General features: G+C 71.5%; 18 protein-coding genes. 9 read left to right on the top strand and 9 right to left on the bottom strand.

Annotated elements, in window-relative coordinates; all coding sequences use genetic code 11:
* Nucleotides 1–23 precede the first annotated feature (23 nt).
* A complete protein-coding gene (locus IE332_RS27110; RefSeq protein ID WP_308437605.1) occupies nt 24–485 on the top strand; it encodes an SRPBCC family protein in 462 nt (153 codons plus the stop codon).
* Nucleotides 486–530: 45 nt separating this feature from the next.
* On the opposite strand, the gene IE332_RS27105 is transcribed toward IE332_RS27110, so the two are convergent.
* The 4 genes from IE332_RS27105 to IE332_RS27090 all read right to left on the bottom strand — a co-directional run bounded on the left by IE332_RS27105 (nt 531) and on the right by IE332_RS27090 (nt 3146).
* On the bottom strand, nt 531–737 hold the full coding sequence (locus IE332_RS27105; RefSeq protein WP_189921268.1) for a hypothetical protein: 207 nt from the start codon (nt 735–737) through the stop codon (nt 531–533).
* Nucleotides 738–808: 71 nt separating this feature from the next.
* Nucleotides 809–1951: an ATP-grasp peptide maturase system methyltransferase gene (gene tgmC / locus IE332_RS27100; RefSeq protein ID WP_189921266.1), complete on the bottom strand. Its 1143-nt coding sequence runs from the start codon at nt 1949–1951 to the stop codon at nt 809–811.
* Complete coding sequence (gene tgmB / locus IE332_RS27095; protein ID WP_189921264.1) at nt 1948–2910, bottom strand: ATP-grasp ribosomal peptide maturase; 963 nt, start codon at nt 2908–2910, stop codon at nt 1948–1950. Before tgmB ends, tgmC begins: the two co-directional genes overlap by 4 nt.
* Nucleotides 2910–3146, bottom strand: a complete 237-nt coding sequence (locus IE332_RS27090) for a putative ATP-grasp-modified RiPP (RefSeq protein ID WP_229928942.1) — start codon at nt 3144–3146, stop codon at nt 2910–2912. Before IE332_RS27090 ends, tgmB begins: the two co-directional genes overlap by 1 nt.
* A 203-nt stretch (nt 3147–3349) precedes the next feature.
* Here IE332_RS27090 and IE332_RS27085 point away from each other — a divergent pair, with 203 nt between their 5' ends.
* Nucleotides 3350–4663, top strand: coding sequence for a helix-turn-helix domain-containing protein (locus IE332_RS27085; RefSeq protein WP_189921260.1), 1314 nt, complete (start codon nt 3350–3352; stop codon nt 4661–4663).
* Between the two features lie 48 nt (nt 4664–4711).
* Here IE332_RS27085 and IE332_RS42000 read toward each other — a convergent pair whose 3' ends face one another.
* Both IE332_RS42000 and IE332_RS27075 read right to left on the bottom strand, forming a co-directional pair.
* Nucleotides 4712–4915, bottom strand: a complete 204-nt coding sequence (locus IE332_RS42000; protein WP_189921258.1) for a DUF397 domain-containing protein — start codon at nt 4913–4915, stop codon at nt 4712–4714.
* Nucleotides 4908–5771, bottom strand: a complete 864-nt coding sequence (locus IE332_RS27075) for a helix-turn-helix domain-containing protein (protein WP_268256621.1) — start codon at nt 5769–5771, stop codon at nt 4908–4910. Before IE332_RS27075 ends, IE332_RS42000 begins: the two co-directional genes overlap by 8 nt.
* Nucleotides 5772–6037: 266 nt before the next feature.
* On the opposite strand from IE332_RS27075, the gene IE332_RS27070 reads away from it, so the two are divergent.
* A complete protein-coding gene (locus tag IE332_RS27070) occupies nt 6038–6403 on the top strand; it encodes an ATP-binding protein (protein WP_189921254.1) in 366 nt (121 codons plus the stop codon).
* On the top strand, nt 6403–6657 hold the full coding sequence (locus IE332_RS27065) for a hypothetical protein (RefSeq protein WP_189921252.1): 255 nt from the start codon (nt 6403–6405) through the stop codon (nt 6655–6657). Before IE332_RS27070 ends, IE332_RS27065 begins: the two co-directional genes overlap by 1 nt.
* 173 nt (nt 6658–6830) lie before the next feature.
* Here IE332_RS27065 and IE332_RS27060 read toward each other — a convergent pair whose 3' ends face one another.
* Together IE332_RS27060 and IE332_RS27055 are read right to left on the bottom strand one after the other, a co-directional pair.
* Nucleotides 6831–7466 (bottom strand): DUF6368 family protein, encoded by a 636-nt coding sequence (locus tag IE332_RS27060; RefSeq protein WP_189921250.1) that lies wholly within the window; start codon nt 7464–7466, stop codon nt 6831–6833.
* 63 nt (nt 7467–7529) lie between these two features.
* Nucleotides 7530–7913 (bottom strand): hypothetical protein, encoded by a 384-nt coding sequence (locus tag IE332_RS27055; RefSeq protein WP_189921248.1) that lies wholly within the window; start codon nt 7911–7913, stop codon nt 7530–7532.
* A 309-nt stretch (nt 7914–8222) separates the two neighbouring features.
* Here IE332_RS27055 and IE332_RS27050 point away from each other — a divergent pair, with 309 nt between their 5' ends.
* From IE332_RS27050 to IE332_RS27035, 4 genes are all read left to right on the top strand, one after another.
* Complete coding sequence (locus IE332_RS27050) at nt 8223–9137, top strand: ABC transporter ATP-binding protein (protein WP_189921245.1); 915 nt, start codon at nt 8223–8225, stop codon at nt 9135–9137.
* An 82-nt stretch (nt 9138–9219) separates the two neighbouring features.
* The gene (locus tag IE332_RS27045) at nt 9220–9948 is read left to right on the top strand and encodes an ABC transporter permease (RefSeq protein WP_229928953.1); all 729 of its coding nucleotides are present in this window, start codon (nt 9220–9222) and stop codon (nt 9946–9948) included.
* Between the two features lie 133 nt (nt 9949–10081).
* Entirely contained in the window at nt 10082–11374 is a 1293-nt protein-coding gene (locus IE332_RS27040; protein ID WP_189921241.1) for a sensor histidine kinase, read from the top strand.
* Nucleotides 11371–12009, top strand: coding sequence for a response regulator (locus tag IE332_RS27035; RefSeq protein WP_189921239.1), 639 nt, complete (start codon nt 11371–11373; stop codon nt 12007–12009). Before IE332_RS27040 ends, IE332_RS27035 begins: the two co-directional genes overlap by 4 nt.
* Before the next feature lie 38 nt (nt 12010–12047).
* On the opposite strand, the gene IE332_RS27030 is transcribed toward IE332_RS27035, so the two are convergent.
* Nucleotides 12048–13745 (bottom strand): FAD-dependent monooxygenase, encoded by a 1698-nt coding sequence (locus IE332_RS27030; RefSeq protein ID WP_189921238.1) that lies wholly within the window; start codon nt 13743–13745, stop codon nt 12048–12050.
* A gap of 80 nt (nt 13746–13825) precedes the next feature.
* Here IE332_RS27030 and IE332_RS27025 point away from each other — a divergent pair, with 80 nt between their 5' ends.
* A complete protein-coding gene (locus IE332_RS27025) occupies nt 13826–14383 on the top strand; it encodes a CGNR zinc finger domain-containing protein (protein WP_189921235.1) in 558 nt (185 codons plus the stop codon).
* The last annotated feature ends 71 nt before the right edge of the window (nt 14384–14454 follow it).

Genomic DNA, 14454 nt, shown 5'->3' with positions numbered 1-14454 from the left:
GCCGCCGTGCGACGGGCCGTACCGTGGGGCACCTGCCTTTGAGGAAGGGAACACGAGTGCGGTACAAGGTGACGGTGAATGTCGCGGCCCCGCCGGATCGGGTGTGGGAGGTGCTGGCCGACGTCGAGGGCTGGCCTCGCTGGACGGTGTCGAAGGCGAGCGTGCGGCTGCTGTCCGACGGCCCGGTGGCAGTGGGAAGCGAGGCGGAGGTCCGGCAGTTCAAGCTGCCGACCGAGGTGTGGGAGGTCACCGGGATGGAGGCCGGCCGCAGCTTCGAATGGCGCTCCCAGAACCCGGCGTTCACCACGATCAGCACCCACCTGATCGAGCCGCTCGGTGCGGACCGGTCCCGGGTGGTGCTCGGCGTGCAGCAGAAGGGGTTCATGGCGCCGCTGATGGCTCTGGCGTACGGCAAGCTGACCCGCCGGTACGTCGACATCGAGGCGGCCGGGCTCAAGCGGTACTGCGAGGCGCCGGCCCGCTGAGCGGCGCGGCAGCCGATGCCCCGCACCGCCCGACCCAGTGGACCGTCAGGTCGCCAGCCCGACGACCACGGCGGCCGTGCCGAGGGCCGCGTGAATCGCTCCGATGATCTTGACGGTACGCAGCGCCAGATCGGACTGACGGTACTGGTAGTTGAGCAGCTGCCACCACTTGGCGGCATTGCGGATGTCGAAGGCGGTGGCGATCCCGTGGAGGGCGAAAGCCGACCCGAAGACGATCAACTCGGTAGTCACAGCGGGAGCATAGGACCACGCCGAGGGGACCGCCAGGGAGTTCCGTGATGACGGCCTTCGACCGATGTGGGTCAGATCGGCAGGTCCCAGCCGGGGCCGTCCTCGGCGCCGAGCCACACCCGCTGGCGGGCGGTCGAGACCGTGATGCCGAATTCCTCCTGGTGGGGTTCGCCTGCGGCCTGCCAGCACCGCACCGCCTGCTCGACCCGGTCCCACAGGCGGGCGGGACCGCGTTGCACGACGGTCCATCCGCCATCGGGGTCGGGTGCCGTCCGGGCCTGCGAGCCGGTGGACACGTCCCAGAGGATCTGTGCCGCTCCCGCCCCCATCCGTTCGGCCGAGGGCGCCGCGAGCTGTGCGACCCAACCGCCGGTCCAGTCGTCGAGCTTCGCGGGGTCGATCCGGCTCGGACGCTCCTCGCCGGGCAGCAGGGCCAGTGTCGGGCGGGGTGGCCGGTCGTGGGGCCGGGCGATCATGAAACTGGTGTAGCCGGGCAGGAATCGACCCGTGGCCTCCCCGGGGCCGGTCACGTCGAGGAGCGCGAGGGCGTTGGCGTAGCTCCACCCGGACAAGGTGACCAGGATCCTTCCGCCCGGCTTCACCTGGTGCAGCCACGGGAGCGGGACGTACCGGACCGAGCAGGTGGCGATGAGCCGGTCGTACCGGCCGCCGTCCGGGTCACCGCGCAGCCCGTCACCGATGATCAGCCGAGGCGCGAAGCCCGCCGTCCTGAGCGCCGCCGCAGCGGCCCCGCCCACCGTCGGGTCGTATTCGATGCTGGTGAGACAGGCGTCCCCGAGGCGGTGCGCGCCGAGGGCGGTGGAGTAGCCGGTTCCGGTGCCGATCTCCAGCACCCGGTGTCCGGCCTCGGCGCCCAGTTGGTGCCACATGCGCAACACCAGCGACGGCAGGGTGGACGACGACGACGGGGAGCCGGGCACGGGCCCTCCGGTCACGTCGTCGGGCCTGGTGCGGCCGTCGAGTTGAGTGATCAGCGTTTCGTCGGAGTAGACCCCCTCCAGCCATCCGGGCTCGCCCTCCCGGACGGGCCGGTACCTGGTGGGGACGCTGCCCGCTACCGGCAGGAAGTAGGACCCCGTGAACAGCTCCCGGGGTACTTCCCTGGCGGCGCTGCTCCACTCGGGTGCGGTGAGGGTGCCGTCCTCGGTGAGTCTGTGCACCAAGGCGGAGCGGAGTCGAGTCGCTGTGCTCACGTGTCGGGACCTTTCTCCAACTGGTCGGCGACGGCATGGGCGATCGCTGCGGTGGTCTGAGCCGGCTGCCACGCCCACTGGCCGTTCGGATTGCACTCAAGGAAGTACCAGTCTCCGGCGCTGGTGACGGCGAAGTCGAACGCACCGTAGACCAAACGGAGTTCGGCGAGGTAGGCGACGACCGCACGAGCGACCGACTCCGGCACCTCGACCGGCGTACACGTCATGAGGTCCTGGCGGTGGCGCCAGTCGAGATCAGGGCTGTCGATCCGGGCCCCGAAGAGTCGGGCGCCCACAGCGGTCACCCGCACGTCGAACGCCTTGTCCACCTTGGCCTGGAACATGTGCGGGCACACGGACACGGCGTCGGTGATCTCGGCTGTACGCACCTCTCGGACCCACACGCTGTGCGGCCGGCCGTCCACGCGGTAGGGCGTGTTCCACAGCGGCTTGTAGACCACCCCGCCGTGCTGTCGGGCGGCGAAACTCCGTGCCTCGTAAGGGTCGTTGGTGATCACCGTGTCGGGCGTCAGGAATCCGCAACGCCGTGCGGTCGAGAGCTGAGCGGGTTTGAACTCGGCGGCCCGGTTGTTCCACGGGTGATTGACGTAGTGCGCGCCCGGCAGTGACGCGAGGATACCTCCGGTGCCCCACAGCGCTTGTTCTGCGGCGAAGCGACGGTCCTGGTCGTCCAAACCCGGGGGCCCCTCGTAGGGCGATGGCCGGCGCACCCAGACGGACCGGATCCGGGTGGTGTCGAGCTCCCGGCTTGCCGTGCGCAGCGTGCCCCGCTGCTCGCCCGTACGGTACGTGGCGGTCAGCGAGGCACCCGCGTGCAGGTCGGCGCCGGGATCGAGACGGACAACGGGAACCCGGCGGTCGGCGAGAAGCCGCAACACCACGTCCGCCGTCACGTCATAGGGATTGGTCAATACGAGTACCGACCTGCTGTCGTCCATCAGCCGGAACTCTGGTCCTGGTCGTACGACTCGGTGCTGTCCGCGTCGGTCGCGCCACCCGGACCGGCGCCGTCACCGGGGGTGGTCGTGGTGGGCGTCAGGCCGCTCGTGCTGGTGCCGTGGCCGCCCAGCTCGACCGTCCGACCGTACTCGTCCACGATGACCGCGATCTGCGTTTCGGGGTCGATGACGGGCGCGTGCCGCGGGACCGTGCTGGTGGCCGCGTACGGTCCCATGCGTCGCGTGCCCCACGGTGCCGGTGTCTTCGTCAACTGGCGCTTCCTGCGCGGGCTCCTTCCGTTTCGTGAAGGAAGTTCTTCGGTGTGCGTCGAGTACAACCCAACTCCCGCTCTCCGACCAGGCATTGTCGGTAGTCCCGGGGTTGTCCCGCCCGCGTTGTCGGTAGGCTCGCGGGCACTGTCGATGATGGGATTGGCCCGTGGACGACCCGATCCGGCACCCCCTTGCCTATGCGCGCGAACTGCACGGCTGGTCCCAGGGGGATCTCGCCACCTCGATGGACAAGGCCGCCCGCGGTCACGGGCTGCGCTCGGGGGCCGACAAGGCGGCTGTCAGCCGGTGGGAGAACTGGCGCAAGACACCGAACGTGGACTCCCAGCTCCTGCTCGCCGAAGTCTTCGGGGTCACGGTCGCGGACATGGAGGCGTACGGCTGGCCGTACTGGCTGCCCGGCCGCGACGAGCCGCTCGCGCTCGGCTCCGCCCACACCGTCCAAGCACTCCACGACGCACAGAGAGCTCTGATGGATCGCCGCACCTTCATGACGTACAGTGCCGTCTCCCTGGCAGGACTCGCCGCACAGTGGGCCGTGATCGAGCCCGCACGCCTCACGTCCGCACTGGACGGCAAACAGGTGGACGGCGGGCTCGTGGACTGGCTGGAGGAGACCAGCAAGCAGCTGACGGTCCTGCCGACCGAGCAGCGCCAGCACACCGTGCGGCTGATGGACGCCCAGCTGGCCACGGTGACCGACCTGATCGACGACGGCCGCTACAGCGAGGACATCGGCCGGCGACTCCACCTGCTGGCGGCCACCTTGGCCACCACCTGCGGCTGGTACCGCTTCGACCACGGCCGGCACTGGGCGGCGGGCAAGCTCTGGGGAGCGGCCCTGCAGTCCGCCCACGCCGCGGGGGACCGGGACCACGGCGCCGGGGTGCTGGCCGATTTCGCCTACCAGTCGAACTGGCTCGGCGAACCCAAGGTGTCGGTCGACCAGCTCGGGTACGCGTTGTCGGGCACCGGGCATCCCACCGCCCGGTCGCTGCTGTTCCTGCGCCGGGCCCGCGCGTACGCCGCCCTCGGGGACCGGGCGGCCTGTCTCCGGGACCTGTCGGAGGCCGAGGCTGCCCTCGGCGTGGAGGCCGCCGACCCCGCACCGGGCTGGTGTGCATGGATGGGCCCGGCCGATCTTGCCGTGGACTCCGGTCAGTGCATGCTCGACCTCGGCCGAACCGACGAGGCCCACACCCGGATCGCCGAAGGCATGGCCCTGCTGCCCCGCGCCCGCGACAAGACACGTGGAGTCTTCCTGACGTACCAGGCGAACGGCTACCTGCGGTCCAACGATGTCGAACAGGCGCTTGCCGTCAGCCGGGAGTCACTGGACCTGGCCACCCGGATCGGGGCCCCACGCTGCGTCGCCCTCGTGCGCGACCTCGCGCCGGCGTTCGAGGCTCACCAGCGAGTGGACGGTGTCCAGGAGTTCCTGGAACGACTCAAGGCCAGTTGATTCGCGGTGACCCGGCCCCTCGCTTTGCGGAGCGAGGGGCCGGTCGTTTCAGTTGGTGGGGTTGGTGTGGTGGTCGAACTCGCCGGCCTTGGCGGCTTGGAGGAGGGTGGCGAAGGTGGCGGGGGCAGTGCGGATGATCATGTCGGCTTCGTCTGACTCGCGGAGTTCGACCGCCCCGTCGGCAGTTCGGACCTCCACGCACTCGTTATTCGCCGCGCTGTAGCTCGACTTCCGCCACTCGGTGTTACGCATACTTGGATTCCACTTCTTTCTTGATGGATCGGATGAAGTCTCGCGACTCATCCTCGGAAAGTGCAGCGGAGTCCACGCGGTCGAAGATGGATCGATGCTTGGCCAGGTCTGCTGGGGCGTCGAAGAAGAGCGTGCCGGGAGAGGTGTCCATCTGAACGGTGTCGAGTTCGGGTACAGGGCCCTCGGCGAGCGTTACGTTCTCGCCAGCACCGGGGAAGGTGTCCACATCGAACGGCACCACCCTGATCGAGATTCCGTTGTCGGCTGAGTCGCCGATCAGGGCGTCAAGCTGGTCGGCGAGCACCTTGGGGCCACCGAACTGCATTCGGAGTGCTGCCTCGTGAACGAATGCGCGAAGCGGGATCTTGCCGGATCGGACCACTTGCTGCCGCTGCACACGGAAGGCAGTTCGGACATCGATGTCCTTGCGAGGCAGCGGCGGATAGACCCGAGCGAACACGGCAGATGCGTAGCTCCCGGTTTGCAGCAGGCCCGGGATGTAGGTGGTGGTGCAGACGGAGAGCGTTTTGGCGTGATGCTCGATCTCGGCTACCTCAAGGAAGTCTGTCGTCAGGACCTCTCGGTACTCCTCCCACCATCCCCGGCCGCGCTCCGTGATGATGTCGGCGAGAGCGTCGATCATCGGGCGATTCGCGTAGTTGCACGCGGAGGCGATGGTGCGCAGGCGGTCGGCGCTGATACCGATCCGTCCCGATTCCATCTGAGTGACTTGAGCGGGGTTCATCCCGACGAGGCGACCGAGCTCTGAGCCGCCATAGCCGGCCTGCTCGCGCATCCTCCGTAGCTCGGTGCCAAACCTGCGTTGGCGGAGTGTCGGGTTGGCGCGTGGCGGCATGGCTTCCTTCCGAGGACGTAGTCGACTCAAGTCTGCCGTGAGGGCTGAGTGGCGGTCTACCAACTACCACGATAGAGGGAAGTTCCCGAAGCGGGGGAAAATTGGCCACCCCTGTGCGCTATGGTCGCTGTCACATCGATCCGACGGATCGTCAGTAACGCCTGCTAGCAAGCACCGCAGAGCAGCCATGCCCATCTGCCTGGCCTGGCTCACGGCGACATGTGTTCCGCCGGTTCTTCCCTCACTCACGCCTCGGGAGAAGTCCCATGCGTCACCTCAACACGCCCTCGATCGCCATCGCCCGTCAGTCCCTCGGTGACACCATGACCCGCGTCGGCTGGTCCCCCTCCGCCATCTTCGACGCGCAGCTCGCGCTGGTCGAGCTCCTGGTCAACGCCTGGCGGCACGGCTCGACCCCCGCGCCGATCGTCCAGATCATCTCCGCGAACCAGACCCTCCGTGTCTCCGTCACGGACGAGAGCCCGATCCCGCCCTCTCCGCAGTCGACCGACCTGCTCGCGGAGTCCGGGCGGGGCCTCCAGCTGGTCGCCGGGCTCACCCACCGCTGGGGTGTCGACCCCCAGGAGCGTGGCAAATCGGTCTGGTTCGAGCTGCAGAAGGATGTCGCCTGATGTCCTACCGTCGCCACCCCATGAAGCCGACCGATCCCCGGATCCGGCACTACACGGACGACCACATCCGTACCCTCCTGGCCGAAGTCCAGGAGCGCGGGCGGAAGTTCGGCCTGATCTGGCCCTCGGCCGGTACCGACAAGACCCTGGACGGCCGCGTCCTCGTCCGCTTCGGCACCGCGCCCGCGTCGACCCTGCTCAACCTCCTCGTCCTCCTCCTCGACGCCGAACGCGAGACCCCGTGCGATTCCTGATCGGGACAGCTTTTGCTGTCCTCCTCGCCCTCGCCTTCGCGACCGTCGCGCTGGGCGTCGTCACCGCCCTCCGCGCGACCCCGCCCCAGGACGAGGACACCTGACCGCCAGCCCCCGCCGCCCGCGCGCCGGGGGCTGCGGCGCTGTCCATCGGGCCGCGCATGAACGCGCTGCTACTTGACCAGGCGGAAGCCCGGTCGGGCGACCCAGGCGCGCAGGAACTCGGCCGTGACCAGGGCGGTGTCCCAGCCGTCGTCGGCGACGGCGATCAGCCCGGGGAGGTCGGCGGTCACCGACGCCTGGCCGGGGGCCAGTTCGGCCTTGCAGACGCCGCCGATGACGTCCAGGACGGCGGCCGTGAGCAGGGCGGTGGCGGCGTGGTCGATCGCGCCGTTGCAGGCGGCGCTGACGTTGACGGCCTGGGCGGCGCGGAAGCCGAGCAGGGCTTCGATCTCGTCCTCCTCCGCTTGCTCGGACTCGAATATGGACTCGTCGCCGGCGCCCGCCCCCATCAGGTAGACGTCGAACGGCCGGCGCCGGTCCTCGCGTCGCGGGTTGAACCCCACCAGCGCGGCGAGGCTCGCGTCTGTCGGCTGTCCGGCGAGCAGCGGCAGCGGGTACGGCTTCCGCCAGTCCGGGTCACGGGTGTCCTCGATGCCCAGCCGCTCGGCGGGCACGTGGACGTCGTACGACCCGGGGCGGATCTCCGTGAAGCGGCAGGAGAGCCCCACCATCAGCTCCCGGAGTGCCCGTACGGAGGCGGGGGAGAGGGGGTCGGCGAGATCGATCACCAAGGTCGGTCCGGACATGCGGGGGAGCCTAGGCCCGCGCCCGTCCGGCCGTCGTCCGATTTTCGGGTGGTGGCGGTCGGGTCAGGCCGCCTTCTTCTTCACCCCGTTGATCTCCAGCAGGGCATCGCGCAGTTCCCACACCTTGCTGTGCGAGTACGGGAGGCTCAGGATGTCGACGGCCGTCTTGAGGCTCGCCCGGGCGGCCGGGCCGAGCCGGTCGAACTGTGCGTTGGCCAGTTCCGTGCGGTAGATCAGGATCGGCCAGTCCTCGCCGCAGATCGGGTCTCGGGGGTAGCAGCGGAGGCCGTGGCAGTTGAGTGCCGTGTAGATGGCGCGGAGCCGTTCGCTCCTGATCCGCTCCTTGCCCGACCAGTCGCGCAACAGGCGCTGGTAGAACACCGTGGCTCCACCGCGGAGGTCGACGCGCTCGGCCACCTTCTCGACGAGGGCGTGGGAAACGTGCATGCGGAGGCGAATTCCTTGCCTGGAGCGGGAGTTGGGACAACGGTGACGCATCGCTCCGGCGTTCGTCAACGACCCTTGTGGTCTCGACCGGCCTGCTGTAGGGGCCGGTGCGACCTCCCGGTGTCCACCGTTCGGTTACCGGCGGTTCCACCGTTCGGTTGTCGGACGGTGGATCCGCGGGCCGGGGCGGGTGCCGGAGACTGGGCGGACCCGGGAGGGCCGGGAGGACGGGGAGGTCGGGGCCGTGCGAGCCGATGTGACACCGAAACGGCGGGGGCCGGACACCGGGTGGGACCGGTGAGGCCTGCCGTGGTGGTGTCGGACCTGCGGGTGCGGTACGGCCGGAGGACGGTCGTGGACGGCATCTCCTTCGAGGTCGGGGAGGGCGAGATCTTCGGGATCCTCGGCCCGAACGGCGCCGGGAAGACCACGACGGTGGAGTGCCTCGCCGGGCTGCGGGTGCCGGACGGCGGCACCGTCTCGGTGCTCGGGCTGGACCCGTGGCGGGACGCGGCCGGGCTGCGCCGGGTCCTGGGCATGCAGCTGCAGAGCGGCGAACTGCCCGAGAAGCTGCGGGTCGCCGAGGCGATGGAACTGTACGCGTCCTTCTACGAGGAGCCCGCCGACTGGCGGGAACTACTCGCGCTGCTGGACCTGACGGAGCGGGCCGACAGCCCGTTCGGCCGGCTCTCCGGCGGGCAGAAGCAGCGGCTGTCGATCGGGCTGGCGCTGGTCGGCGACCCCAGGGTCGCGGTGCTGGACGAGCTGACCACCGGGCTGGACCCGGCGGCCCGGCGGGACACCTGGGAGCTGGTGGAGCGGGTCCGGGACCGGGGCATCACCGTGGTCCTGGTCACGCACTTCCTGGAGGAGGCGGAGCGGCTCTGCGACCGGCTGGCCGTCGTCGACCGCGGCCGGATCGTGGCGCTGGACTCCCCGGCCGGGCTGGTCGCCGCCGTCAACGCCGAGCAGCGGGTGCGCTTCCGGCCCACCACCGCGCTCGACGACGGCCTCCTCACCGCACTGCCGGAGGTGACCTCGGTGCAGCGGCACGGGGCACAGGTGGTGGTCACCGGCACCGGCAACCTGGTGTACGCGGTGGCCTCGGCCCTGGCGCGGCAGCAGATCGTCGCGGCGGACCTGCGGGCCGAACCGGCCGGGCTGGAGGACGCGTTCCTCGCCCTGACCGGACGGCGCTTCGACCACCCCGACCGGCAGCGGTGAACCCGTGAGTACCTCGAAGCGGGCGAAGGACCGACCGAAGGACCGACGGAAGGACCGACGGAAGGAGCCCCCGGTGCGGGCGATGAACCGGCTCACCGCCGTGGAGTTCAAGCTGTTCCTGCGCGACCCCGCCGCGTACTTCTGGACGCTGCTGTTCCCGGTCGCCCTGGTGGTGGTCATCGGCAGCCTCCCGTCCTCCCGCGAGGCCGGTGCGGAGCTCGGGCAGCGCGGCATCGACCACTTCACGCCCGTCCTGGTCGTGCTGTCCTGCGCGCTGACCGGACTGTTCGTCACCCCGGCGTACCTGGTGGGCTACCGGGAGAAGGGCGTGCTGCGGCGGCTGTCGGCCACGCCGGTGGGCCCGGTACGGGTGCTGGTCGCCCAACTCGTGGTCCAGACGGCGGTCGTGGCCACCACGACCGTCCTGGTGCTCGGCACCGCGGCCCTGCTCTGGGACGTCGAACCGCCCGCCAACCCGGGCGGGTTCCTGCTGGCCTTCGCGCTCTCCGTGCCGGCGGTCCTCGCCATCGGACTGTTCCTGGCCTCGGTGATCCGCACCGGCAAGGCCGCCACCGGCGCCGGGAGCATGCTCTTCTTCCCGCTGATGTTCTTCGCCGGGCTCTACGTGCCGCGCGAGCAGATGCCGGAGGCGGTCAACCGGATCGGCGACTACACGCCGCTGGGCGCGTCCGTGGCGGCGTTCGGCGACGCCGCCAGGGGCGACTGGCCGGGCCCGGCCGCCGTGCTGGTGCTGGCCGCGTACGCGGTGGTCCTCGGGGTGGCGGCGGCCCGCCTCTTCCGCTGGGAGTAGGTGGTCAGCCGGTCAGCCGGTCAGCCGGTCAGCCGGGGGGCCGGTCGGCCGGGCCGGGCCCGCGTCGGCAAGATCACGTAGGGTCGCAGGGCGCGAAGCGACCGGGGCCATCTGGGGGACGAGCATGTCGAGGATGTTGAGCGACGAACCGATCGACCTGGCCCGGGTCCGCCGCTACCTCACCCCGCTGCCCCTGGCGCTGCTGGCCGTGGCCACCGTGCTGAGCTACCTGCAGCCCGACGAGGGCGCGGCGAACGCGCGGGTGACGGTCGGCCCCCTGGTGGCGGTGACCGCCGGGTGGACGCTCGCCATGTACACCCTGCGCCCGCGGGAGTGGAGCGCCCGCACCGGGCCGATGCTGACGTACGTGGCGGTCCAGCAGGTCCTGGCCGCCGTGCTGATGACACAGCACCCGATCTTCTTCGTGTTCGCCGTGATCGGCTTCGTTCAGGCGTACGACCTGTTGCCGCCGCAGTGGGCCTTCGTCAGCGTCGGCGCCACCTCGCTGATGATCAACCTGATCCCCGGCGGGATCCCCGACACCTCGAAGCGGATCGCGATCGCCGCCGCCTCGGTGGTCCTGCAGACGCTGCTGATCGGCGTGTTCGGCAACCTCTCGTACCGCTTCAACGAGCGCAGCGAGGAGCGCCGCCGGCTGATCGCCAGGCTGAAGAGCGTCATCGCGGAGAACAACGGCCTGCACGCCCAACTGCTGACCCAGGCCCGGGAGGCCGGCGTCCAGGACGAGCGGCAGCGGATGGCCCGGGAGATCCACGACACCCTCGCCCAGAGCCTGGCCGGTATCGTCACCCAGCTCCAGGCCGCCGACCGGGCCCGGGAGCGGCCCGAGCGGCGCGACTGGCACCTGGAGCAGGCCCGGACGCTGGCCGGGGAGGGCCTCTCGGCGGCCCGCCGGTCGGTGGCGGCACTGCAGCCGGTGGAACTGGACGAGGCCCATCTGCCCGGCGCGGTCCAGGACCTCGCCCGGCGCTGGTCGGCCCTGCACGGCGTCCCCGTGTCGGTCGAGGCCACCGGGGACCCGGTGCCGCTGCTGACCGAGATCGAGGTGGCGCTCTTCCGGGTCGCCCAGGAGGCGCTGGCCAACGTGGCCAAGCACGCGGCGGCCGGTAGGGTCGGGCTGACCATCTCCTACCTGGACGACACCGTGATGCTGGACGTCCGGGACGACGGTGTCGGCTTCGGCGCGCTCACCGTGACGGGCCGGGACGAGCCGCCACCGCCGGAAGACGGTGACGGCGGTGGCTACAGCGACGGTGGCGACGGCGGTGACGGCGGTTACGGCCTCCCCGGTCTGCGGCAGCGGCTGGAGCGGGTGCTGGGGACGCTGACCGTGGAGAGCGCGCCGGGCGCGGGCACCGCCGTCAACGCCAGCGTGCCCGCGATCCGGCGGGGAGCGGGCGAATGAGCGAACAGTCCACACCGGTACGGCTGTTGATCGTCGACGACCATCCGATCGTGCGCGACGGCCTGCGCGGCGCGTTCACCGGCAGCCCCGAGTTCGAGGTGGTCGGCGAGGCCGGCGACGGCGCCGAAGCCCTCGACCTCGTCGAGGAGTTGAAGCCCGACCTGGTGCTGATGGACCTGCGGATGCCCGTGATGGACGGCGTCACCGCCATCCGGCGTCTCGGCCGGACCGCGCCGGCCGTCCGCGTACTGGTGCTCACCACCTTCGACACCGACAACGACGTGCTGCCCGCCATCGAAGCCGGCGCCACCAGCTACCTGCTGAAGGACGCGCCGACCGAGGAACTCCTGCGCGCCGCCCGGGTGGCCGCCCGCGGCGAGGCGGTGCTCTCCCCGGCCATCACCAAGCGTCTGATGGACCGGGTACGGCGACCGGCCGACGGTGTGCTCAGCGCCCGCGAGCTGGACGTGCTGCGCCTCGTCGCGCACGGGGCCTCCAACAAGGAGGTGGCGCACGAGCTGTTCGTCAGCGAGGCCAGCGTCAAGACGCACCTGCTGCGCATCTACGACAAGCTCGGGGTGCGCGACCGGGCGGGCGCCGTCGGCGAGGCGTTCCGGCGCGGGCTGGTGACCTGAACCGGGTCTCCCCGGCTCTCCCCGGCTCTCACCTGCTCTCACCGGCTCTCCGCCGTGGACAGGATCCGCCGCAGGACGGTGAGCAGGAGCGTGTCCCGGCCGGCGGGCGGATGCGGGGCCCGCCAGGCGATGTGGCCGTCGGGGCGGACGAGCAGCGCTCCGCTCCACGGGGCGAACTCCGTCGGCAGCGGACGGACGGTGACGGGCAGGCCGGCCGCCACGGCGGTGTCCGCCTGCCGCCGCCAGAACGCCTGCCCGGCCTCGTCGGTCTCCTCCGCCTTCGCGGCCTCGCCGGTGGGCGCCAGCAGGGTGAACCCGGGCCCGACCAGGTCCAGGGTGGAAGCGGGCCCGGCCGGGCCGGACAGCCTCAGGTGCGGGAGCCGGGTGCCGGGCGCGCCTCCGGGGTGCTTCCGGTCCGGGTCGAGCGGCGGCAGGGCCGGTGCGTCCGGTGCGTCCGGTGCGTCCGGATCGTCCAGGACCGCCGTCGAGCGGTAGGCCGCCGTCAGCAGCAGCTCGTCGTCGATCCGGTAGCCGCTCCGGGCCCGGGAGTTGGCGAGGGAGATGTCGATGACCTGCCGGGCCACCGGGCGGCGTTCGGCCTCGTAGCTGTCCAGCAGAGCCTCGCCCGCCGTCCCGGCCACCACCGCCGCGAGCTTCCAGGCCAGGTTGTCGGCGTCGCCGAGGCCGGTGTTCATGCCGTGTCCGCCGGTCGGGGGCACCGCGTGGGCCGCGTCGCCGGCGAGCAGGACCCGGGAGCGGCGGTAGGCAGCGGCGAGCCGGGCGTCCATCCGCCAGGTCATGGTGTCGTGGACGGTGACCGGCAGGCCGGGTACCCCGGCGGCGTCCCTGACCAGCTCGGCCAGCCGCCGGTGGTCGGTGAGGAGCGCCGTGACGTCCGCGTCCTCGGGGTCGTACGGGTGCTGGTAGATCCAGTGCCGGTCGTTGTCGACGGCCAGGAAGCCGCCGCGTCCCGGCGCGGTGAGGAAGTACGAGGCGCTGGCGCGGTCGGCGACAACTTCGCCGAGCGGTGCCTCGAAGCGGACGCTGAGGTAGTGGCCGAGTCCGGTCGGCCCCTCCATCGGGATCCCCGCAGTCTCGCGGACGGTGCTCGCCGCGCCGTCGCAGCCGACCAGCCAGTCGGCGCGCACGGTGTGCCGCTCGCCGGTGGCCCGGTCCTCCAGCGTGGCGTACACGCCGTGGCCGAGTACGCCGACATCGCGCGCGCCATTTTCGCGCGCGCCATTTTCGTGCGCGCCGATGTCGTGAGCGCCGTCGGGCTGCTCGGCGAAGGAGACCAGCCGAAACCCGAACCGGACGCCGTCCGGGGCGAGTTCGCGGGCGCGCCGGAGCAGGACGGGTTCCAGGGCGTCCTGGGAGCAGATCAGCCCGGGGGAGGGGGTGCGTTCGGGGCCGCCCGGCTCGGCGGCGACCCCGGTGCGGACGAAGTCCGGGTCGACCAGGTCGCGGCCGCGGTAGAAGTGCACCTGCGCGGCCGGGAGCCCGGCCCGCCGGACCTCCTCCTCCAGGCCGCAGCGGCGGAACAGCTCCATGGAGCGCGCCGACACCCCGCGCGCCTTGGGGTGGTGCGAGGTGCCCGGGTGGGCCTCGACGAGCAGGTGCGGCACGCCGTACCCGGACAGCAGGACCGACAGCGTGAGGCCGACCGGGCCTCCGCCGACGACGAGGACGGACGTTGTCCGCGGGAGTACTTCCGGGAGTACCGCCGGGTTTCGCATGCCACCCCTCCGTAACGTTCAATGCGTCTTTTTGACGTTACCATGGTGGGCAGGCGACCACCCGATCCGAAGGCGACCCCATGGCCCAGCCCCGCACCCGGCAGCAGCCCGACGACGGCAACCCCCGCGGCCTGCACTTCCTCACCGACCTCGCCAACACCGTCCACGAGGACCCCGACGCGAGCGCCGCCGACCTCCAGGCGCTCCTGGAACTGCACGGCGGCCCGGCCTTCCGGCTCACCGACGCCGACGCCCGCGAACTGTGCGAGGCCACCGCCCCCGTGATAGCGATCCTCGGCGCCGACGACCCCGACACCGCCGCCGAGGCGATCAACGCCCTGCTCGACCGCTACCCGGCCCGCCCCCGGCTGGTCCGCCTTCCCGGCCGGCCCTGGTCCCTGCACACCCGCGCCCCCGCCGACGCCGGCCCCACCCACTGGCTGCTCTCCACCGCCGCCCTCGCCCTCGGCCTCTGGCTCAGCGAACGCGGCACCTGCGCCTGGGGCCGGTGCGCCGCCCCCGGCTGCGGCCGCTTCTTCATCGACACCGGCCGCCGCACCCCCCAGCGCTACTGCACCCCCCGCTGCGCCACCCGCGTCCGGGTCGCCACCCACCGGGCCAACCGCGCGGCGGACTGAGGGGCAAGGCCCGACCGCGGATGACCCGGCCCCGGGCGCCCTGCGGGGGTGCGGGCGTCCGGGGCCGGGGG

The sequence above is a fragment of the Kitasatospora xanthocidica genome, from assembly GCF_014656195.1.
GTDB classification, from domain to species: Bacteria; Actinomycetota; Actinomycetes; order Streptomycetales; family Streptomycetaceae; genus Kitasatospora; species Kitasatospora xanthocidica.
The sequence above is the reverse complement of the archived record's forward strand: the minus strand, read 5'-3'. Positions and strand labels throughout refer to the sequence as shown.

Coding starts and splice junctions, on each gene's coding strand:
- tgmB (WP_189921264.1), bottom strand. CDS start 2,910: ATGGACGACAGCAGGTCGGTACTCGTATTGACCAATCCCTATGACGTG.
- IE332_RS27090 (WP_229928942.1), bottom strand. CDS start 3,146: ATGGGACCGTACGCGGCCACCAGCACGGTCCCGCGGCACGCGCCCGTC.
- IE332_RS42000 (WP_189921258.1), bottom strand. CDS start 4,915: ATGCGTAACACCGAGTGGCGGAAGTCGAGCTACAGCGCGGCGAATAAC.
- IE332_RS27075 (WP_268256621.1), bottom strand. CDS start 5,771: ATGCCGCCACGCGCCAACCCGACACTCCGCCAACGCAGGTTTGGCACC.
- IE332_RS27070 (WP_189921254.1), top strand. CDS start 6,038: ATGCGTCACCTCAACACGCCCTCGATCGCCATCGCCCGTCAGTCCCTC.
- IE332_RS27065 (WP_189921252.1), top strand. CDS start 6,403: ATGTCCTACCGTCGCCACCCCATGAAGCCGACCGATCCCCGGATCCGG.
- IE332_RS27060 (WP_189921250.1), bottom strand. CDS start 7,466: ATGTCCGGACCGACCTTGGTGATCGATCTCGCCGACCCCCTCTCCCCC.
- IE332_RS27055 (WP_189921248.1), bottom strand. CDS start 7,913: ATGCACGTTTCCCACGCCCTCGTCGAGAAGGTGGCCGAGCGCGTCGAC.
- IE332_RS27045 (WP_229928953.1), top strand. CDS start 9,220: ATGAACCGGCTCACCGCCGTGGAGTTCAAGCTGTTCCTGCGCGACCCC.
- IE332_RS27040 (WP_189921241.1), top strand. CDS start 10,082: ATGTTGAGCGACGAACCGATCGACCTGGCCCGGGTCCGCCGCTACCTC.
- IE332_RS27035 (WP_189921239.1), top strand. CDS start 11,371: ATGAGCGAACAGTCCACACCGGTACGGCTGTTGATCGTCGACGACCAT.
- IE332_RS27030 (WP_189921238.1), bottom strand. CDS start 13,745: ATGCGAAACCCGGCGGTACTCCCGGAAGTACTCCCGCGGACAACGTCC.
- IE332_RS27025 (WP_189921235.1), top strand. CDS start 13,826: ATGGCCCAGCCCCGCACCCGGCAGCAGCCCGACGACGGCAACCCCCGC.